Source organism: Pseudarthrobacter sp. lyk4-40-TYG-27 (assembly GCF_030209295.1).
Taxonomy (GTDB): Bacteria; Actinomycetota; Actinomycetes; order Actinomycetales; family Micrococcaceae; genus Arthrobacter.
Map to the genome: position 1 here is coordinate 312,445 of NZ_JARVSH010000006.1, position 19,217 is coordinate 331,661.

The 19,217-nt window shown below is 65.2% G+C and carries 19 protein-coding genes and 1 other RNA gene; 6 read left to right on the forward strand and 14 right to left on the reverse strand.

Annotated elements, in window-relative coordinates:
• Positions 1-62 precede the first annotated feature (62 nt).
• On the forward strand, positions 63-767 hold the full coding sequence (locus QRM96_RS13230) for a metal-dependent transcriptional regulator (RefSeq protein WP_285319943.1): 705 nt from the start codon (positions 63-65) through the stop codon (positions 765-767).
• Positions 768-847: 80 nt separating this feature from the next.
• A complete protein-coding gene (locus tag QRM96_RS13235) occupies positions 848-1,225 on the forward strand; it encodes a hypothetical protein (RefSeq protein WP_109045089.1) in 378 nt (125 codons plus the stop codon).
• Between the two features lie 27 nt (positions 1,226-1,252).
• Here the strand turns inward: QRM96_RS13235 and QRM96_RS13240 are convergent, their stop codons facing one another.
• Positions 1,253-2,236, reverse strand: a complete 984-nt coding sequence (locus QRM96_RS13240) for a S1C family serine protease (protein ID WP_018760171.1) — start codon at positions 2,234-2,236, stop codon at positions 1,253-1,255.
• A 214-nt stretch (positions 2,237-2,450) separates the two neighbouring features.
• Between QRM96_RS13240 and QRM96_RS13245 the strand changes: the two genes are divergently transcribed.
• From QRM96_RS13245 to QRM96_RS13255, 3 genes are all read left to right on the forward strand, one after another.
• Positions 2,451-2,915, forward strand: a complete 465-nt coding sequence (locus QRM96_RS13245) for a pyridoxamine 5'-phosphate oxidase family protein (protein WP_109045091.1) — start codon at positions 2,451-2,453, stop codon at positions 2,913-2,915.
• Between the two features lie 77 nt (positions 2,916-2,992).
• Positions 2,993-3,463, forward strand: a complete 471-nt coding sequence (locus QRM96_RS13250; RefSeq protein WP_026264247.1) for a pyridoxamine 5'-phosphate oxidase family protein — start codon at positions 2,993-2,995, stop codon at positions 3,461-3,463.
• A gap of 22 nt (positions 3,464-3,485) precedes the next feature.
• A complete protein-coding gene (locus QRM96_RS13255; RefSeq protein WP_026264248.1) occupies positions 3,486-4,502 on the forward strand; it encodes a zinc-dependent alcohol dehydrogenase family protein in 1,017 nt (338 codons plus the stop codon).
• A 35-nt stretch (positions 4,503-4,537) separates the two neighbouring features.
• Here the strand turns inward: QRM96_RS13255 and QRM96_RS13260 are convergent, their stop codons facing one another.
• From QRM96_RS13260 to QRM96_RS13270, 3 genes are all read right to left on the reverse strand, one after another.
• Entirely contained in the window at positions 4,538-5,563 is a 1,026-nt protein-coding gene (locus QRM96_RS13260) for an ATP-dependent 6-phosphofructokinase (RefSeq protein ID WP_109045094.1), read from the reverse strand.
• On the reverse strand, positions 5,560-8,745 hold the full coding sequence (locus QRM96_RS13265; RefSeq protein ID WP_285319944.1) for an HAD-IA family hydrolase: 3,186 nt from the start codon (positions 8,743-8,745) through the stop codon (positions 5,560-5,562). Before QRM96_RS13265 ends, QRM96_RS13260 begins: the two co-directional genes overlap by 4 nt.
• A 68-nt stretch (positions 8,746-8,813) precedes the next feature.
• Positions 8,814-9,278 (reverse strand): pyridoxamine 5'-phosphate oxidase family protein, encoded by a 465-nt coding sequence (locus tag QRM96_RS13270; RefSeq protein WP_285319945.1) that lies wholly within the window; start codon positions 9,276-9,278, stop codon positions 8,814-8,816.
• A gap of 444 nt (positions 9,279-9,722) precedes the next feature.
• On the opposite strand from QRM96_RS13270, the gene QRM96_RS13275 reads away from it, so the two are divergent.
• A complete protein-coding gene (locus tag QRM96_RS13275) occupies positions 9,723-11,837 on the forward strand; it encodes an acyltransferase family protein (protein ID WP_285319946.1) in 2,115 nt (704 codons plus the stop codon).
• Between the two features lie 122 nt (positions 11,838-11,959).
• Here the strand turns inward: QRM96_RS13275 and ssrA are convergent.
• From ssrA to QRM96_RS13325, 10 genes are all read right to left on the reverse strand, one after another.
• Positions 11,960-12,328: a transfer-messenger RNA gene (ssrA, locus tag QRM96_RS13280) on the reverse strand.
• Positions 12,329-12,401: 73 nt separating this feature from the next.
• Positions 12,402-12,875 (reverse strand): SsrA-binding protein SmpB, encoded by a 474-nt coding sequence (smpB, locus tag QRM96_RS13285; RefSeq protein ID WP_026264249.1) that lies wholly within the window; start codon positions 12,873-12,875, stop codon positions 12,402-12,404.
• 82 nt (positions 12,876-12,957) lie between these two features.
• Entirely contained in the window at positions 12,958-14,388 is a 1,431-nt protein-coding gene (locus QRM96_RS13290) for a M23 family metallopeptidase (RefSeq protein ID WP_018760180.1), read from the reverse strand.
• A gap of 27 nt (positions 14,389-14,415) precedes the next feature.
• Entirely contained in the window at positions 14,416-15,330 is a 915-nt protein-coding gene (ftsX, locus tag QRM96_RS13295; RefSeq protein ID WP_018760181.1) for a permease-like cell division protein FtsX, read from the reverse strand.
• On the reverse strand, positions 15,327-16,115 hold the full coding sequence (gene ftsE / locus QRM96_RS13300; protein ID WP_018760182.1) for a cell division ATP-binding protein FtsE: 789 nt from the start codon (positions 16,113-16,115) through the stop codon (positions 15,327-15,329). The genes ftsX and ftsE overlap by 4 nt, the downstream gene beginning before the upstream one ends.
• 184 nt (positions 16,116-16,299) lie before the next feature.
• Positions 16,300-17,415, reverse strand: coding sequence for a peptide chain release factor 2 (gene prfB, locus QRM96_RS13305; RefSeq protein WP_018760183.1), 1,116 nt, complete (start codon positions 17,413-17,415; stop codon positions 16,300-16,302).
• A gap of 77 nt (positions 17,416-17,492) precedes the next feature.
• Positions 17,493-17,903, reverse strand: coding sequence for a pilus assembly protein TadG-related protein (locus QRM96_RS13310; RefSeq protein ID WP_285320039.1), 411 nt, complete (start codon positions 17,901-17,903; stop codon positions 17,493-17,495).
• 35 nt (positions 17,904-17,938) lie between these two features.
• The gene (locus QRM96_RS13315) at positions 17,939-18,550 is read right to left on the reverse strand and encodes a hypothetical protein (RefSeq protein WP_502934889.1); all 612 of its coding nucleotides are present in this window, start codon (positions 18,548-18,550) and stop codon (positions 17,939-17,941) included.
• A complete protein-coding gene (locus QRM96_RS13320; protein ID WP_018760186.1) occupies positions 18,531-18,875 on the reverse strand; it encodes a TadE family protein in 345 nt (114 codons plus the stop codon). Before QRM96_RS13320 ends, QRM96_RS13315 begins: the two co-directional genes overlap by 20 nt.
• A 75-nt stretch (positions 18,876-18,950) precedes the next feature.
• Entirely contained in the window at positions 18,951-19,202 is a 252-nt protein-coding gene (locus QRM96_RS13325; protein WP_109045100.1) for a hypothetical protein, read from the reverse strand.
• Between the last annotated feature and the right edge of the window lie 15 nt (positions 19,203-19,217).

The window sequence follows — 19,217 nt, forward strand, 5'->3', positions numbered from 1 at the left end:
TTGCCCGACGCCGCAGGCCCCGCGGACCCGGCCACGGCAGTAAACCCGGTAGGCTTGAGCCTGTGAAGACCAGCGCGCCATCCTCCTCCATCGAGGACTACGTCAAGGTCATCTATTCATTCACTGAATGGCAGGACAAGCCCATCACGTCCTCCCAACTGGCGCAGCGGCTCGGGGTTGCGAACTCGTCAGTATCGGAGATGGTCCGCAAGCTCAAGGACCAGGGCCTGGTGGACCACAAACCGTACAGCGCCGTGACCCTGACCGAGGCGGGACTGCGGCTCGCGCTGGCCATGGTGCGGCGCCACCGGCTGATCGAAACCTATCTCGTGGAGCGCCTGGGCTACAGCTGGGATGAAGTGCACGATGAAGCCGAACAGCTGGAGCATGCGGTGTCGGACACCTTCATCGAGCGCATTGCCGCCAAGCTCGGGGACCCCAGCCGGGATCCGCACGGCGATCCCATTCCCACGGCGGACGGCCAGGTGCTGATGCCGCGCGCCCACCTCCTCGCCGAACTGGACGAAGGCCACGCCGGCAGGATCACCCGGATCAGCGACGACAACCCTGAGTTGCTCCGTTACCTTGCCTCACAGGACATCGAGCTTGACGCCCGCGTGGAAGTGCTGGGGCGGCGGCCGTTTGGCGGCGCGCTGGTGGTGCGGATCGGCGGTGCCCGGGAATACGACCTCGCCGATGAGATCGCCACGGCGTTGTGGGTTTCCAGCGACGCCCCGCATCCCGGCTGCAGCCTTGATCTGTCCTGACCAGCGGATTGCCGGGACAGCCCGCTGAGGGGCTCCGGGGCAGCGTCCCGATTTGGCGGGCTCCCGTATGGTGGATGGTGATGATCAGCAGACGTGACGCCGCAATAGCCCTGGACGTACCCCTCGAAATGGCGCAGCGCCATGGCCTGCCGAAATGGATGCCAGAAGCTGAGCTCCGCGGCATCCTGGACAATCCTCCCCCGTGGCTGGTGCAGTCACGGGCCAACCGGACAGGCAAGCGGCCCGTGTGGGTCCATCTCGAGTGCGCCGTGTGCGGGTATGAGGAAGCGGCCCGCCCAAAGAAGTGGTGGCCGGACTTCACCTATGTGGTGTGCGGGCACCACGCACCGGAAGAGATCCCACCGGTACAGCCCGGTTGCGTCCGTGGCGAGTACGACGGCGTCGGGACGCGTTTCACAGGCATCGCGGACGTAGAAGCGCCGGCAGCGGGGGCATAGCGCTTCCGGACGCACCGCCCCCGGAGCCTACGGCGTCCCGTTGCCCGTCATTTCCTCCGGAACGGCGGTGAGGTGCACTTCGGTGCCGTCCCGCAGGACCTTCAGGTCAAGCGGCTCGCCGATGGCATCGGAAAACAGGAGCCGCTGCAGGCTTTCGGCGTTGCTGACGGGACGGCCTCCCGCCGTCAGCAGGATGTCCCCGGCCGCCAGCCCTGCCTTGTCCGCCGGAGAACCGGGCAGCACCTCCACGACGCGCAGCCCTTCGCGGAGCCCGCTGCGGATCACAGCGCTGGGGTTGAGCTGGATCGGTGTGCTGACAAGGCCAAGGTAGGCACGGCGTACCCTGCCGTCCGACAGCAGCGCGGCGATGATCCTGCGGGTGGTGGCGTTGATCGGTATGGCGAGCCCCAGGCCGGCGCCCGCCACTGCCGTGTTGATGCCGACGATCCTGGAGTGCGTGTCTGCCAGCGCTCCACCGGAGTTACCGGGGTTCAGTGCGGCGTCCGTCTGGATAACGTCCTCGATCACTCTCCGGTTACCCCCGGCCCAGACCGGAATGGCCCGGCCCAAACCACTGACCACACCCGCGGTGACTGATCCCGCGAGTCCCAGTGGGTTTCCGACGGCCACCACAAGCTGGCCCACGCGCAGACTTTCAGCCGCACCGAATTCAGCCGGTGGCACCTTGGGCCGCGAACCGTGGACCACTGCAAGATCAGACAGGGGGTCGGCTCCCACCAGTTCCAGTTCCATCCTGCTGCCGTCGCCGAAGACCGCAAATCCGTGCCGGGTGCCTGCCACGACGTGTGAGTTGGTGAGGAGGTATCCGTCCTCGGTGAAGAGCACTGCCGAGCCGGCGCCCACCCTGACCCTGCTGTTCCTCCGGTTAGCGGTCATCTCGATTGCCGCCACGTGCGGCGTAACCGTCGCCGCCACCCGCATGACCGTCTGCGAGTACGAGTCCAGGATGTCGTCGTCATCCGGCGGCATGATTTTCCGCGCCTGCTCCATGGGGCACCTCCAGCCCTCGTGCCGGTTCACCCGGTGCGGTCCCCGGTCCGTTGCCGGCCGTGGCAGGTTTCCATCGGGATCCTTACGCTAGTCAACGACGCAGTGGCAGATTCCAGTCCCGGTGCTGCTACGCCGTCGGTGAACAGCACCGCGGCGTCCGGCATTCCCCTTCCCACCGGTGCGCTGGTGCTGCCCAGGCTTTAGGATCGGTAGCATGACTGGTTCCCCGGCGGGCTCTCCCACGGAAATTTTGGACGCTGATGCGTGCTGGCAGTACCTGAGGTCTTCCTATATCGGCCGGCTGGCGGTCATCAACGGCGAGATTCCGGAAATCTTTCCGGTGAATTTCTCTGTCTCCGGCGACACGCTGTTCTTCCGGACGGCGCCGGGAACCAAGCTTCGTGCCTTGCTGCGCGGGGCGGTGGCAGCGCTGGAGGTTGATGGACTCAATCCATACGCCACGGAGGTGTGGAGCGTGGTTGCAAAGGGCAGGCCGGAACCGTTCGACGAAACGCGCATGAGCCTGCCGGCAGTCGACGCCGACCGTGAACCATGGGAGGCCGGGATCAAGGACCACCTGATCGCCATCTCCCCCACCGAACTCACCGGCCGCCGGTTCGCGGTCACGCCGCCCACCCGGTGGTGGCCGCCTGTGGACTTCGCCGCCGATTGGCTCTAGCCGCAGCACATTCGTCCGCCCAAGGCCGGGCCTTTGTGCCCTTTCCCGGGGCGGTGGACTTCCCTACGCTGTGCCCTATGACAGAGAACCCAAACGTACCTGCAGCTGAAATCCTCGATGCGGAAGAGTGCTGGTCGCTTCTCGCGCAGACCGGGGTGGGACGCCTGGCCGTCATCGCGGATGGCCATCCGGACGTCTTTCCGGTCAATTACAAGGTGGACGGCCATACCCTGGTCTTCCGCACGGGCGGCGGCACCAAACAGCAGGCCATTGAGGCGGACGCTGTGGTCGCTTTGGAGGCAGATGCAGTCAGTTCCCAGTTCGGCCTGGCATGGAGCGTCGTGGTCAAGGGCAAAGCCGCAGAGACGACCCCCACAGGCCCTGACTTGGACAATATCCGCCGGGCGCTCTTCCCTTGGCAGGGCGTGGGCAAGGAATATTTCATCCGCATCACGCCGGAATCCATCACGGGCCGGCGTTTCACCATGACCGCACCGCTGCTGTGGCAGACGCCGTTGGACGACGCGACCCGCGCGGGCTTCGAGTAGCCGCCACCGAACCGGACGCATCATGCGTGCATGGTGGGTGGGCGCCCCGGGCCCCATATCCACGCATCCCCTGGTCCAGGGGCACAGGGCCACGCCGAAGCCGCGGCCGCATGAGCTCCTGGTGCAGGTCAGTGTCTGCGGCGTGTGCCGCACGGACCTCCATCTCGCTGAAGGAGACCTGGCACCACGCCATCCGCACGTGGTCCCCGGGCACGAGGCGGTCGGCGTCGTCATCGAAACGGGCGCGGACTGCACACGGTTCCACGCCGGCGACAGGGTAGGCATCGCCTGGCTCGGCAGCGTGTGCGGCCGGTGCGATTACTGCCGGCGCGGCGACGAAAACCTGTGCTCATCGCCAGTGTTCACCGGGTGGGACAAGGACGGAGGATTTGCCGAACGGCTGGCAATCGCCGAAGACTTCGCCTACCCGGTCCCGGCGGCCTTTTCCGACGAGCAGGCCGCACCGTTGCTGTGCTCCGGGATCATCGGGTACCGCGCCCTGAAACGCGCCGCATTGCCGGTTGGCGGCCGCCTTGGCATCTATGGCTTTGGCAGTTCCGCCCACATCACCGCTCAGCTGGCCATCAGGCAGGGCGCCTCCGTGTTCGTCATGACCCGGTCGGAGGAGGCCCGGTCACTCGCACTGGAACTGGGGGCGGAGTACGCCGGCGACGCCTACGGGCGGCCGCCCGTCCCCCTGGATTCGGCCATCCTCTTCGCCCCGGTGGGCGATCTTGTCCCGGTGGCGCTGGCGGCCCTCGACCGCGGCGGGACCCTTGCCGTCGCGGGCATCCACCTGAGCGATATTCCGTCCCTGAATTATGGCAGGGAGCTTTTCTACGAGCGCCAGCTGCGTAGCGTCACCGCCAATACCCGGGCGGACGGCCGTGAATTCCTGGCCCTGGCGGCGAGGCTGTCGCTGACCTTGAAAACAACCGCATACCCCTTCGACTTTGCCGATGAGGCGCTGGAAGACCTGGCAGCCGACAGGATCACCGGGTCCGCCGTCCTGCGCGTCCGCCCGGAGCAGCCTGGTTAAGCCCAGCCCTATTCCGGCCCCTTCTGGCGGTCGAGTTACCCGAACAGCACGGCGGCTTCCCTGTAGCGGGCCTCGGGAACCCTCTTGAGTTCGCCCAGGGCCTCATCCAGGCCCACATTCACGATGTCCGTGCCCCGGAGCGAAACCATCGTGCCCCACCGTCCGGCGGCGGCTGATTCAACGGCAGCCAGGCCAAGCCGGGTGGCAAGGACACGGTCAAAGGCGGTGGGCTCGCCGCCGCGCTGGATATGGCCCAGCACGGTGGCCCTGGTTTCGATGCCGGTCCGTTCCTGCAGTTGTTCCTCAAGCAGCAGCCCGATCCCGCCGAGGCGCGGCCGGCCGAAGGTGTCCAGGCCGCGCGGCGCGTAAGGTGCCTGCCGCCCCTCCGGCGCGAAAGCTTCAGCCACCACCACCAGCGGAGCCCTGCCACGGTCCCGCGCCGACAGCACCCAGGCGGAGATCTGCTCGATCGGGACGGGATGTTCCGGGATCAGGATGGCGTGCGCACCGGACGCCATGCCTGAGTGCAGCGCTATCCAGCCGGCGTTCCTGCCCATGACCTCGGCAATCATGCACCGGTGGTGTGATTCCCCCGTGGTCCGCAACCGGTCAATTGCCTCGGTGGCAGTCTGGACTGCGGTGTCGAAACCAAAAGTGTAATCCGTCGCGCCCAAGTCGTTATCGATGGTTTTTGGGACACCCAGGACGTTGAGCCCCTGTCCGCACAGCTCCCGGGCCGCCGCCAGGGTGCCTTCTCCCCCGATGGCAATCAGGCCGTCCAGCCCGCTGCGCTGGAAGCCGGCACGTACTGCGTCGATGCCGCCCGCGGCCAGCGGATTGGTCCGCGACGTCCCCAGGATAGTCCCGCCAAGGCGCGCGATCCCTCGGACACCTGTCCTGGGCAGGGGAACGACGTCGTCCTCCAGGACGCCCCGCCATCCATCGCGGAATCCTACGAACTCGTACCCATGGACGACGTCGCCGCCCAGCACCGCTCCACGGATGACCGCATTCACGCCGGGGCAGTCGCCGCCGCTGGTCAGGATCCCCAGCCGCCTCACGATGCCGCCACCCCGGCGGTGCGGGCGGGCAGCGGGAACTGCCGGGTTTGGCCTGGCGGCAGGACCACATCGGTGCCATTAACGTGCACGGTGATGGGGCCGGCGTCACCGGGGGCCGACGCGATGCTCATCTGCCCGTCCTTGAGGTGGACCCGCAGCCGGTGTCCCCGGTAGAGGACCTCGAAGGCCACGGCACGCAGCCGTGTTGGCAGGTTGGGGGCGAACAGGATGCTGTCCCCGCTGAAGCGCAGGCCGGCAAAGCTGCGCTGCACCACGTCGATGGTTCCTCCCATGGCCCCCAAATGGATACCCGCCCGGGTGGTGCCGTGCTGGGTGTCGTCAAGGTCGGCGTCGAGCGCTTCCCGGAAACTGTCCCAGGCACGGTCGGCATCCACCCCGGCCAGGACGGAGGCGTGGGCCACCCGGCTCAGCGTGGAGCCATGGGCCGTCCTGGACAGGTAGTACTCGATGGTCCGGTTCAGCTGCTCCCTCGTGAAACCGTAGCCCAGCCGCTCGAGGATACCCAGCAGGCCTTCGTGTCCCAGTAGATACGGGAGCATCAGAACGTCCGCCTGCTTAGCCAGCTTGTAGCCGTTGGTTCCGTCCCCCTCCGCTTCCAGGATCAGGTCCAGCCGCTCAATGTCGCCATAGGCGTCGCGGTAGTGCTCCCAGTCCAGTTCCTTGAGCTGCTCGTACCGCTCGAACTGGCTGATGACGCCGTCGCTGTGGAAAGGGACATACATGGCAGCGCCCGTGGCTTCCCAGCCTGCGGCCTCCTCGTCGTCGACGCCGAGTGATTCCATCAGCCCGGCACGCTCGCTTCCGTGCAGGTAGCGAAGGATTTCCGCCGCCTGCAGGCACACCCACGCCGCCATGACGTTGGTGTACGCGTTGTCATCCAGGCCGGGGTCGGCCCGGCCCGGATATCCCGTGTGGTATTCATCCGGGCCCACAACACCGCGCAGGTGATATCTGCCATCGCGCCGGTCGAGGGAGGCGAGGGACTGGAAGAACCGGGCCACTTCGATCACCAGCTCCGCACCTTTTTGCAGGAGCCAGATCTTGTCACCGGTGGCCTGGAAGTACTGCCAGGCGTTGAAGGCCACCGCGAGGCCCGAATGCACCTGAAGATGTGAGTAGTCCCTGACCCACCGTCCGGAACGCTCGTTGTACAACCACTTCGGCGTTTCCTCAGTCCCGTCGCTGCCGCTCTGCCACGGGAACTTCGCCCCTGCGAGGCCGGCCGCGGCGGCAGCGTGCCTGGCAGCGGGCAGCCGCCGCCACCGGTACTCAATGACGGAGCGGGCCACCACCGGGGTCCTGGAGATGAGCACCGGGAGAACGAACAATTCATCCCAGAAAACGTGCCCGCGGTAGCCCTCGCCGTGCAGTCCACGCGCAGTGACACCGGCATCCAGTTCGGCCGTGTGGCGCGTCAGTGTCTGCAACAGGTGGAAGATGTGCAGGTTGAGGACCAGGCGTACCTGGACCGGGGCGTCGATTTCCACGAGGAACGGGCGGAGTTCCCTCCGCCATGCTTCCTCGTGGGATGCCAAGAGCCGGGGAAAGGAATCGCCGGCGCGTTCCAGCACCGCGCGGGCGCCGGTTTCCGGGGAGGAAATGGCCCGGTCACGGGACGTCACCACCGCCACCGTCTTGGTCAGCCTGACAGGGATACCCGGCGTGAGGGAAATCTGGAACGTCCTGTAGTGGAAGGCCCCTTCTCCGCCCTCCCCTAACGACTCTGCCGCCACGGACACGTGCGTACGGTACGCCGCAGCGATACGGATGAGGCTTTGGGTGGTTTGGACTTCGACGACGGATGGAGCGTGCAGGGGCAGTTCGACGGCGGTGCCGCCCGACGGCGTCAGATCGGCCAGGTGGATGTCCGAGCCCTGGGCACGCTCCGGCAGGTTCGCGTTGCGGACGCCGGCGTTGATGCCGCTGCGAACTTCCACGGCGCCGCTCCACCCCAAGGCGGTGATGGTGGTCTCAAGCGCCAGGAGGTGGGGTTCGGCCATGGAAACGAAGCGGACCTGGACCACCTCCATGCGACGGCGGTCCGCGCCTTCGAGCAGCAGGCGCCTTTCCAGCACGGCCCGTCGGAGGTCCAGGACACGGCGCTCACGCACCACGGCCAGGCCGCCGTCCGACCACCACGGCAGCCCGGCGATCCGGAGGTCCAGCGGAAGGCAGTCCGGCGCATTGACCATGTGCTCCTCGACCAGCGTCTCGTCTGCGGCCTTCACGGTAACCCTGTTGTACACGCCGGCAAGGTACATGCCCGCGTAGCTGAAGGGGCTCCCTTCAGGGGCCGCCCCCCGGACGCCCATGTAGCCGTTGCCCAACGTGGTCAGGGCTTCACGGTGCCCCTCGTGGCCGGCGTCGATGCCTTCATACACGAGGTGCCAGGCGTTGCCGATGACCAGTCCCAGGTCCAGCTCACCCACATCGTTCAGCACAGTACTTGCGCCGGCGGCCTCCAATTGGCGGCGGCTGCCGCTGCGGTCGATTCCGACCACCAGGCCGAAGCCGCCCCGACGCCCTGCTTCCACTCCCGCCGCTGAGTCCTCTATGACCACGGCGTGTGCCGGTGCGACGCGCAGCTGGACGGCGGCGGCGAGGAAGACGTCCGGTGCCGGTTTCCCCCGCAAACCCAGGCCAGCCGCCGTCGCGCCGTCCATGACCACAGTGAACAGGTGCTCGATGCCGGCGGCTTCCAGGACCAGTGCGGCGTTCCGGCTGGCGGTGACCACCGCGGTGGGGACTGCAGCGCCGGCAAGCCGCTGCAGCAATTGCAGCGTTCCCGGGTAGCTTTGCACCCCGTCCCGGCGCAGCCGCTGGTGGAACAGTTCGTTCTTCCAAGCGCCCAGGCCAAACCCGGTCCAGGCTCCCGGCTCGTCAGTCTCGGCTCCCCTGGCGATCTCTACCCCCCTCGCTGCGAGGAACCGGACCACGCCGTCCTCACGCGGCATGCCATCGATGAAAGAGAGGTACTCCGCCCGGGTCAGCGGAGCACGGTTGGCGCCGGCGGGCATCCGCGGGTCCTGGAAGATGCGGTCGAAGGCATCTTTCCACGCAGCCTGGTGGACCAGCGCCGTGTTGGTTACCACCCCGTCCAGGTCGAAAATGACGGCGTCAAAAGGGGGCTTGGCGGCAGCGGCGGTTGGCGACCCAATCATAGGTCAGTCGTACCAGCACGCACGGGAATCCGGACAGGGCCGTTGGGCCCGCCCCTCGTTTCCACGGCCTATACGGGTTCGTGCCGGGTGCCGTGCCCCACGTGGTTCCACCAGGTCAGCGGCGACGTGATGGTGAAGCGCCTGCCGGTTATCGAAGTGGGGACGATCCGGACGAAGTGGTCCTTCTGCCCGGCCTGCCAAGGGAACAGGGTAAGGCCTGCTCCGGCGAGGAGTTCATCGGAGGGCTCCAGGACGACGGCTTTTCCCTTGACCAGCACGCTCCAGGCTTTGGCGTCGTCGTGCCCGTCGGCTTCAAGCGCGACCGCGAGTGGGCCGCCGGCGGCGCGCAGCTTGGTTCCCTCGCCCGTGCGGAAGACCAGCGACTGCTGATCCACTTTATAGTTGACGGGGAAGACTTCCGGGTAGCCGTTGACGAACACGGCAAGGTGCCCAACCGAGACACCGCGCAGAAGGTCCCAGCAGCTGCCTGGGTCCAGGAGCTCAGTGGGCGTTTGCGGCGGGTCGTTGTGCATAAAGTCGACGGTAGCCGTGTGCCGGAGCATGCCACTAGAGCATTTAGGCCCGGGCGCTGTCCCGGCGGCGGGGTAGCGGGTGGGAACCCCTTGGAAGCCGGTGGGCACCGGCGCAGGCATGCCGCGGTGCTAGAGTACCCCGGGGGGTTGCAACAGCGGCCCAGACGCAGGGCTCGCTTGATTCATGACCTCACCGACTCCGCCGCCGCCAGGCGGCCGGTATTCGTCCAGGCTTTTCCGCGCGCAGGATACCGCACGCGGGCATCGAGAAGCTGCCGGCGCCATTCCATCTCCGGATGTCGCCTGAACACGCCAAGCACTGTGTGCACAGCCTGGAGGCCCTCCACGCATGCCGCCAGCGGCGCGGCAGGCGCGCTGCGCTTAAACGAAGATCGACAAGGAGTACCTGTGACCGGACACGTTGTCCTGCGAACCCGCGCGGAAATGCGGCGGACAGAGGCCGTCAACGCAACCCGCAAGGATATCCAGGCACTTCGCGCACTGGCGGTGGGGCTTGTGGTCCTGAACCATTTGTGGCCGGCACGGCTTCCCGGCGGGTACGTCGGCGTCGATGTGTTCTTCGTGATCTCAGGCTATTTGATCTCCAAGCACCTGCTCGGCGAACTGGAGCGGTCAAACCGCATCAATCTCGGACAGTTCTATTCCCGGCGCATCAGGCGGTTGCTTCCTGCCGCAACCCTCGTTGCTTCGGTTTCCCTGCTGGCTGCATGGGCACTGCTGCCATTTTCGCGCTGGCTCGCCATTGCGCAGGAAACCATTGCGTCGGTTCTGTACGTGGAAAACTGGGTTTTGGCGGCGAAGTCGGTTGACTACTCGGCCCACAACGAAGCCGCTTCGACGGTGCAGCACTATTGGTCCCTCTCGGTGGAGGAACAGTTCTACCTGGTCTGGCCCCTGCTGTTCCTGGGGCTGTCCCTGGCCGCGATCCGCTTCCGCCTCCGCAGGCGGGCGTTACTGGCACTGGGTGTCGTTCTGGTCTGTGCCCTTGCATTGACATTCTGCATCTGGTTTACCTATTCCAACCGGAGCCCGGCCTATTTTGTCACGCCCGCACGTGCCTGGGAGTTCGGCGCAGGCGCACTGATAGCCCTCGGAGGCCCCCACGCAATGGCAGCCTTGCGACTGCGGCTGCCCGACCACCACCTGGCCATCTCCGGCACCGCCCAATATCTCGGATACGGGTTGATCGCGTATTCGGCCTTGGCCTACAACGAGCAGACTTTCTTCCCAGGCTTCGCCGCGGTGGTCCCAGTTGCGGGCACGGTCCTTGTGATCGCGTCCGGGCCCAACAGTCCGTTCTGGTCCCCCAACCAGCTCCTGTCCGCAAGGCCCATCCAGCTTCTGGGTGACGTGTCCTACTCCCTCTACCTGTGGCATTGGCCGCTGATCGTCCTGGCACCCGCGCTCGTGGGCCACTCGCTGGGGACACGGGACAAGGCGGTCCTCCTGGTGGCGGCCGTTGCGCTGGCGTACCTTTCCAAGAAATTCATTGAAGATCCGGGCCGCACGAAGCTGCTCCGCGGAGCCAAACCCATCCGTGTCTTTGCGGCAATGGCAGTCGCTGCAGCAGTGGTCGCCGCACTCTGCGGCGGGCTCCTGCTGAACTTTGGGAAAGCCCAGGCTGCTGAAGCGGCGAAGCTGGAGAGCCTCATCGGCGAACCTTGCCACGGGGCGCGCAGCCTCGACCCGCGAAACAATTGCAGCGACCCCTTTGGTGCAGCCAAAGTCGCGAACATTGGTCCTAACGAGGCGCCGGGGTTTGACGCACCCGAATGCCACCCTGCGACAGATCCCATCGTTTTCGAAGACCTGAAGATCCTGAGGGAGTGCGATTTCACCGGCGGGGCCAAACCTGAAGCCACCGTTTGGCTGGTCGGCGACTCGCATGCCGAACAATGGAAGAGCGCCTTGTACGAACTTGCCCGGCTTCACAAGTGGAAGTTGAAGGAATCTCTCGTGGGAGGCTGTCCTTACATCGACGTAAAGCGTGTCGCCTTCATGGGGGCTGACGCCACGGACCCGCACTCCCAGCAACGATGCTTGCAATGGAGCAGACAGGTCACGGAACGAATAGTCCAAGAAAGACCGGACATGGTTTTCGCTTCATCTTTCGGTGCAGCCGAGGCAGTCGATGATGGCACCGGCCGCTCCCAATTGGACCAATACAATGACGCTGTAACCAAGCGCTTTCTCGACTGGACTCGTGCAGGTTCCAAAATCTATGTCCTGCGCGACATCCCGCTTACGCTGCACCACAGCAGCCCAGACTGCGTCGCGCTCAATCACCAACGGCCGACGGAGTGCGCCAATGCGCGATCAGCGGCTTTGGTACCGGATCCGGTCGCGAATGCGGCCCGCGGCATGGCTATGCCCTCCGTTAAAGTCCTCGACTTATCAGACCAGTTCTGCGACGATCAAAACTGCTACGCGGTGATTGGCGGCCTCCAGGTTTACGCTGACAACGACCATGCCGCCCGCAGCTATATCCGGTCCTTGGTCCCGGTCCTGTCCCAGCGGTTCAACGAGGCCCGGCAGTAGTTCCCGGCGTCCTGAGGGGTGCTGCTGGTGCCCTCGCCGAACAAACGAAAACGCCCCGGTCCTGGAACCGGGGCGTTACGGCAAAGGCCGGGACATCCGTGGGATGTCCCGGCCTTTGCCGTGGGTGGAGATGGGGGGAATTGAACCCCCGTCCGATGTCGTGTTGTCAGGGCTTCTCCGGGCGCAGTTTGCGTCGGATTTTCTCGGCCCCAGCCATGCTGCAAACAGCTGGCTGATCCGGGCCCAGTCACCTAAGAGTCCCGTTTACTCCGGTGACGGGAGCAAACAGCAGTGGCTATCTAAATGACGCCAGGATCCGGGGCGATAGCAACCCCGGGCTGACGGACTGTCTTACTGCTTAGGCAGCGAGAGCGAAGTCAGTGCGCTTAGATTCGGCACTTATTGGTTTGCAGACAGCGTTTACGAGATAATTCTGCATCCTCGGCCCGCTTCACCTGTCGCGACTAACATCGTCGAAACCGATCATCCCCGTATTTTGTTACCAAACCGGCTGGCAAGCCTGCCGGACTATCAATAGTAACGCATGCCCTGCGGAAATAATTCCTAGCGGCGCCGGTTGCGTTCGCGCATCTCGCGCTGGGCCTCGCGGTTGTCCTGCTGCTCACGCAGCGTTTGCCGCTTGTCGTATTCGCGCTTGCCGCGGGCCACGCCGATTTCCACTTTGGCCCGTCCGTCCACAAAGTACAACTGCAACGGGACAATGGTGTAGCCGGATTCCCGGACCTTGTGGGCGATCTTGATGAGCTCCTCGCGGTGCAGCAGCAGCTTTCGCCGGCGGCGGGCAGCGTGGTTGGTCCAGCTGCCCTGGTTGTATTCGGGAATGTGGATCGCTTCCATCCACAGTTCGTCGTTGTAGAACGTGCAGAATCCATCCACCATGGAGGCGTGGCCCTCCCGGAGGGACTTTACTTCGGTGCCCATCAGGGCGATGCCGGCCTCGTAGGTGTCCAGCACGTGATAGTCATGCCGGGCCTTGCGATTGGTGGCCACCACCTTACGGCCACTTTCTTTAGGCACGGGGAAACTCCTCAGGTTCAGGTTGGCTGCTCCGTGCCCGCGGCGCGGAGCTATACCAGTCTACGGCAGGGGCAGCATGCCCCTAGAGCAGACCCATGGGGTCAACCGCGACGCCGTTGAGCCAGGTTTCGAAGTGGGCGTGGCAGCCAGTGGAGTTGCCCGTGCTGCCGGAGTAGGCGATGAGCTGGCCTTGCGAGACCCTTTGTCCATTCGAAACCACGATGCTGGAGTTGTGGTAGTAAATGGTCGTCAGGGTGTTGCCCTGCACCACCCCGTGGTCGATCTTGACGCGCCAGCCGCCGCCGTCGGCGGAGTTCCAGCCTGAGCTGAAGACTTCACCGGCTGCCGCAGCGTACACAGGAGTGCCGCAGGCCGCACCGAAGTCGATACCGGTGTGCATGTATCCGCCGGTGCCATAGAAGTCGATGGTGCCCGGCGGGGTGGTGCGGTAGCCGAAGCCTGAGGTGATGGGGATACTGCCGTCGAAGGGGTGGCGGAGGCCAAAGGCCGACGGCGACCCTGCTGCGGGCGGAACATACGGCTGGACAGGCGGTGCCGGGCGGTTCGCTGCCGCCGCTGCGGCGGCAGCTGCGGCTGCCGCAGCCGCGGCCTGCCTACGCTGTTCGGCTTCCCAGGCCTCACGGGCCTTCCGGTCGCGCTCGGCAATTTCGTTGGCCACCTGGTTCTGGTTGGCCTGGACGCCCGCAAGCTGGGCCTGAATGCCGGGTTTGGCCGCCTGGAGCTCCGCATCAAGGCGGGTGGTATCGGCGATCAGCTGGTCAACCTGGGCTTTCTTCGCCGCGGCTTCGTCCCGGGCGGCCTTCTCACGTTCCAGTGCCGCATCGGCTTTGGCCTTGAGGTCCTTGATCTCACCTTCCACGGCCTGCAGCCGGGCTTCGGAGTTGACGTTGGTGGCGTTCTGCTGGTTGAGCTTGTCCATCGCCGCGTTCTGGCTGCGCATGGCCTGGTCGGCGAGGTCCATGGTGTCGGTTAGGCTGCCGCCGCCGCTGGACCCAAAGAACAGGGAGAGATTGGAGGGTACGCCGCCGGACTTGTAGGCCTGGGTGGCGATTTGGCCGATCAGCTTCTTGGTACCGGCGATCTTTTGCTTGTCAGTTTCGAGCTGCTGGGTGATCTTGGCCTTGTTCTGCTGGGCCATGTCCACCCGGGCCGCCAGGGCTTCCGATTCTTTCACAGCACTGGCCACGCGGCCTTGCGCGTCGAGGAGGGCCTGCTGCGCACCGGGGAGCTGGCCCTGGTAAATCACCAGGTCACCGGCGGCCTTGGCGATCCTGGAATCGACGAACTCAAGGGAGGCCTGGACGCGGGCCGCTTCGGCCTCGAGCGCGGCCTTGCGGTCCTCGAGGTCGTCGGCGAAGGCCACAGGAGTTGCCACGGCCATCCCGGCGGAAAGGATGACGGCCAGTACACCGCTGACGATCCCCATGCGGCGGGCAGCGGCCCGCCCCCGGCGGAACCGGCGGCGCGGAGAGGTTTGATCGGTTACGTTCATGAGCATTCCTTGGTCGGTTTGCATAGCCTAAACGCGCAAGTATCTGCGAAGGGTCAAGAGAGACGAAATTCCTGCCAAGGATCCGCCAAGGATCAACAGCGCCGGCGCGAGGATCAGTGTCTGGCCCGAGGAAATGAAAGCGGTGTCCGGGTACTGGCGGGACATGTAGTCACCCAGGAAGAACTGCGCCACGGCCCACAACGTGCCGGAGGCCAGCGCAGCACCGATGACTGCGGCGATGACCCCTTCAAGGATGAAGGGCAACTGGATCACGGTCTTTGACGCGCCCACAAGCCGCATAATGCCGGTTTCCCGGCGCCTGCTGAAGGCGGATAGCCGGATTGTAGTGGCGATCAGCAGGATCGCGCAGACGATCATCACGCCGGCGATGCCCACTGCGACCAGGGAGGCGCCGTTCATCACCGAGAAGAGGCGTTCGAGGAGCTGTCGCTGGTCGATCACGGTCTCCACGCCCGGCTGCGATGAGAAGGTCTCGCTGATGATCTGGTATTTTTCGGGGTCCTTCATGTTGATCCGGAATGATGCCGGCAGCTGGTCCGGGGTAACCGAATCGACGATGGGCGAGTTGGAGAACTGGTCCTTGAAGTGCTTGTACGCCTCATCCCGGGACTCGAACTGGAAGTCGTTGATGTACTGCGCCACGGCGGGTGATTCCAGGAGAGCGTTGAGGCCCTGCTGCTGCTCAGGGGTGACCGGCCCGGACGCGCACCCGGGCGCGGTCGAACCGTCGCTGCACAGGAAGATGGCTACTTGGACCTTGTCGTACCAGTACCCCTTCATCTGGTTGATCTGCATTTGGAGCATCCCGGCGGCGCCCACGAAAGTGAGGGACACGAAGGTCACCAGGATGACCGAAACCACCATGGAAAGGTTGCGGCGCAGGCCGCTGCCGATCTCGGAAAGGATGAATGCAAGCCTCATTGCCGTGCCTCACCTTCGGCACCGTTGCCCGGCAGGCCGTCGTCGGGCGTTTCCCTGCCACTGGCGTCCTTGAGCCGCCTGGACTGGCCGACGACGGGAATCATCGAGGTATACAGGGCCTTGGCTTCGTCCCGGATCACCACGCCGTTCTTGAGCTCGACCACCCGCTTGCGCATTTCGTTGACGATGTCGTCGTCGTGGGTGGCCATCACTACCGTGGTTCCGTTTTGGTTGATCTTGTCCAGCACACCCATGATGCCCATGGACGTTGTGGGGTCCAGGTTTCCTGTGGGTTCGTCGGCCAGGAGGATCCCGGGCCGGTTGACTACGGCCCGGGCGATGGCCACCCGCTGCTGCTCGCCGCCGGACAGTTCGTGCGGCATGCGGTGTTCCTTGCCTTCGAGGCCAACGGTCTTGAGGACCTCGGGGACGGTATCGCGGATGACGCTGCGGCTCTTTCCGATGACCTGCATGGCGAACGCCACGTTGGCGAAGACGTTCTTTTGGGGCAGGAGGCGGAAGTCCTGGAAGACGACGCCGATGCCACGGCGGAGGCGCGGCACGCGCCAGCTCGAAATCCTGGCAACGTTTTGGCCGGCGACGTAGACGGCGCCCGAAGTTGCGCGGTCCTCCTTCAGCACCAGCCGGAGGAAGGTGGACTTCCCGGAGCCCGAGGCTCCCACCAGGAAGGCGAATTCGCCGCGATCAATCTCAAGGTTGACGGAGTCCAGCGCAGGCCGGGCTTTTTGGTCGTAGACCTTGGTGACATTTTCGAATCGGATCATGGCCCTAAGTACCCTGCAGGGCATGGCTGATTGTTCTGATGCAGCCCAGTTCTGCAGCCGGTGCACGGGTTTTCGTTTGGGGGAAGTAGGGCCCCGGCCCCTCGACTATACGCAGGATGCCCGGCGCTAGGGCGGGCTTTCGGGGGCGTGTCGCCGGATCCGATCGCGTCCGGCAGCCGCCCGGCTACTTTTCGGCGTTGCGGTTGTCAGTACGCCAGCGGATGCCGGCGTCGATAAAGTCGTCGATCTCGCCGTCGAATACAGCTGATGTATTGCCCACCTCGTGTTCAGTGCGCAGGTCCTTCACCATCTGGTAGGGGTTGAGGACATAGGAACGCATCTGGTCGCCCCAGGAGGCTTTGACGTCTCCCGCCAGGGCCTTCTTCTCCGCGTCTTCCTGTTCCTTCTTAAGCAGGAGGAGCCGGGATTGCAGCACGCGCATGGCGGCGGCCCGGTTTTGGAGCTGTGACTTCTCGTTCTGCATGGAGACGACGGTGCCGGTGGGAATGTGGGTAAGGCGCACCGCGGAGTCTGTGGTGTTCACCGACTGGCCGCCGGGTCCGGACGAGCGGAATACGTCAACCCTGATTTCGTTGTCCGGGATGTCGATGGAATCAGTCTGTTCGATGAGCGGGATGACTTCCACGGCCGCGAACGATGTCTGGCGCCGGCCCTGGTTGTCGAACGGGCTGATCCGGACCAGGCGGTGCGTCCCTGCTTCGACACTGAGGGTGCCGTAGGCGTAGGGCGCCTTGACCTCGAAGGTGGCCGATTTCAGGCCGGCTTCCTCCGCGTACGAGGTGTCCATGACCGTCGTGGGGTAGCCGTGCCGCTCGGCCCAGCGGAGGTACATGCGCATCAGCATCTCGGCGAAATCTGCTGCGTCGACACCGCCCGCTCCCGCACGGATGGACACCACGGCTTCGCGCTCGTCATATTCTCCGGACAACAGGGTGACCACTTCCAGGTCCTTGAGGGCCTTCTTGATGGATTCGAGTTCGGCCGCGGCCTCCCCCATCGAGGCGGCGTCGTCCTCGTCCTGGCCCAGTTCCACCAGCACTTCGAGATCGTCGATACGCGAGGCCAGGTTGGTAAGGCGTTCCAACTCGGACTGTCGGTGGGAGAGACGGGAGGTGATCTTCTGCGCCGCTGCAGGGTCGTCCCACAGGTCCGGCTCCCCTGCCCGCTCGCTGAGTTCGGCGATGTCTTCACGGAGTGCATCCACGTCGGAGACGCGTTCGATGGACTCGTAGGTGGCGCGGAGGGCGCGGATTTCAGCGGAAAAATCAATATTGGCCATGGTGGTTTAACCCTACGCTATTGGGGCTTACGGCCCGGCGCCGGCCGCCACCGGGGATTGGACCGCCGGGCCAGGCATCAACGGGTCAACCGGGAACGTGCCGTGGAGGTGGCCTCGATGCGGATTCCGTCGGGAATCAGGAAGTTCACCACCGGCGGGTGCACTGCAGCGGTGAGGACTACGACGGCGGTGGAACCGTCGGGCGATCCCGTTCCGGGGGCGACGGCGAGGCCGGAGAACCGTTGGGCGGCCGGGCTCCTGTCGACGAAGTCGGATGCCACGTTGCGCACGCGGGCGTGGTTTAGGACAGCCGATGGAGTTCCGCCCTGCGATGAGACGTCGCCGAGCGTGTAGCTGTCGGCAGCCGCCAGCGATGCTCCGTCAGCCAGGGAGAGCAGCCGCTTGTGTTCGACGTAAACACTGGATATTCCGATGACGACCGTTGCCACCAGCAAGGCGAGGGCCACGTAGCCGACGATCATCACCATCAGTTGGCCCACCTCGCTATTTTGCGCACGGGGTGTCACCGGTACCGCCCCACCAATTGGGTGGCGGAGGCCTGGACATCCGTGGCCGACAGTCCTTCCGCAAAAGGGAGGAAGGGCAGCGGCACGCTGAGGCTGACGGTCACCGTGACGGCACTTCCCGCAGCAGTGCAGTCTGCTGGTTGGCAGCTTGTCGTCATGGTTGCCCGCCCCGGTTCATGCCCGAAATCGGAAAGAGCCAGGGTTACCGCCCGCTCTGCGGCCGCTTGCGCGGTGACGGGGTCGGACTGGGCAACGTACACCTTTGCTGCCTGGTCGGCGGCGCCCACCACGGCGAAGGAGCCGCCCTGGATCTGGGACACGGTGATGACGAAATACACCAGCGGGACCATCAGCAGGAGTGCCAGGAAGGTGAATTCGACGACTGCACTCCCCCGTTCGTGCTCGCTCACGTGCCGCTGCACGTCCTCCCGGTTGGGACGCGGCGGGTTCACCGCCAGGCCGGAGGCGTTTGCATTTCCCGGATGTTGTCCGGCGTACGGTGCCCGTTCCCGGCAGAGTGCTTCCGTGAGCCTTGTCCTGATGCGGAAACTGATAGCGGTGCGGGGCGGCTTGTCTGTCGCTAACGGATCACGGCTGGATGGCCGCATGCCCTTTCACCTCCAGCATCTCCCGGGGACCGATCAGGCCGATGACCGGCAACGGGGACCGGACTGTCACCTCCAGCGTGCGCATCCCTTGAAGATCTACTTCCCGGGTGCTGACCTGCTCGGCAAATCCGGGATTCAGGGCAGTTTCGATGAGGCTGCGGGTCCGTTCCTCGGCGTCGGCGGAGTTGCGGTCTGCCAAGGTCCCGTAGCGGGCGCCGGACGCGGCAGCATCGATGAGCGTGTTCCGAACGTGCAGGACCAAGGTCAGCTGGATGATCGCGAGGAAGAACATCGTGAGCAGCCCGCCGACCAGAACAAAATCCACGACGGCCGAGCCCCGCTCCCCCTCAGACCGAAGCCCGGGACGCGCCTCAGGCCCTGGAGCGGAGCGTGCCAAGGGTCAGTTCCCTACTTTGTCCATGGCCTGGTTGAACATGGCTTCCAGTGCAGGGCCGGCGAGCGCCAGGAGAGCCGCTACCAGGACGGCGGACATCAGTGTGATCATTACCCAACCCGGCACGTCCCCACGTTCCGGGTTGTCTCCCGGAACTCCCGTGGATCGGTGCCCGTCCGCCGGGCGGTGCAGTTCACACTGCACGACGGCGGCCATGCCGATAAACAGCATCACGAGACGGTTTCCCATTGTTTTCATCTTGCGTCCTTTCCT

Bases quoted from the DNA above. Each gene is read 5' to 3' on its own strand.
- QRM96_RS13235 (WP_109045089.1), top strand. From the start codon at position 848: ATGATCAGCAGACGTGACGCCGCAATAGCCCTGGACGTACCCCTCGAA.
- QRM96_RS13240 (WP_018760171.1), bottom strand. From the start codon at position 2,236: ATGGAGCAGGCGCGGAAAATCATGCCGCCGGATGACGACGACATCCTG.
- QRM96_RS13245 (WP_109045091.1), top strand. From the start codon at position 2,451: ATGACTGGTTCCCCGGCGGGCTCTCCCACGGAAATTTTGGACGCTGAT.
- QRM96_RS13250 (WP_026264247.1), top strand. From the start codon at position 2,993: ATGACAGAGAACCCAAACGTACCTGCAGCTGAAATCCTCGATGCGGAA.
- QRM96_RS13255 (WP_026264248.1), top strand. From the start codon at position 3,486: ATGCGTGCATGGTGGGTGGGCGCCCCGGGCCCCATATCCACGCATCCC.
- QRM96_RS13265 (WP_285319944.1), bottom strand. From the start codon at position 8,745: ATGATTGGGTCGCCAACCGCCGCTGCCGCCAAGCCCCCTTTTGACGCC.
- QRM96_RS13270 (WP_285319945.1), bottom strand. From the start codon at position 9,278: ATGCACAACGACCCGCCGCAAACGCCCACTGAGCTCCTGGACCCAGGC.
- QRM96_RS13275 (WP_285319946.1), top strand. From the start codon at position 9,723: ATGCGGCGGACAGAGGCCGTCAACGCAACCCGCAAGGATATCCAGGCA.
- QRM96_RS13290 (WP_018760180.1), bottom strand. From the start codon at position 14,388: ATGAACGTAACCGATCAAACCTCTCCGCGCCGCCGGTTCCGCCGGGGG.
- ftsX (WP_018760181.1), bottom strand. From the start codon at position 15,330: ATGAGGCTTGCATTCATCCTTTCCGAGATCGGCAGCGGCCTGCGCCGC.
- ftsE (WP_018760182.1), bottom strand. From the start codon at position 16,115: ATGATCCGATTCGAAAATGTCACCAAGGTCTACGACCAAAAAGCCCGG.
- prfB (WP_018760183.1), bottom strand. From the start codon at position 17,415: ATGGCCAATATTGATTTTTCCGCTGAAATCCGCGCCCTCCGCGCCACC.
- QRM96_RS13310 (WP_285320039.1), bottom strand. From the start codon at position 17,903: ATGGTGATGATCGTCGGCTACGTGGCCCTCGCCTTGCTGGTGGCAACG.
- QRM96_RS13315 (WP_502934889.1), bottom strand. From the start codon at position 18,550: ATGCGGCCATCCAGCCGTGATCCGTTAGCGACAGACAAGCCGCCCCGC.
- QRM96_RS13325 (WP_109045100.1), bottom strand. From the start codon at position 19,202: ATGAAAACAATGGGAAACCGTCTCGTGATGCTGTTTATCGGCATGGCC.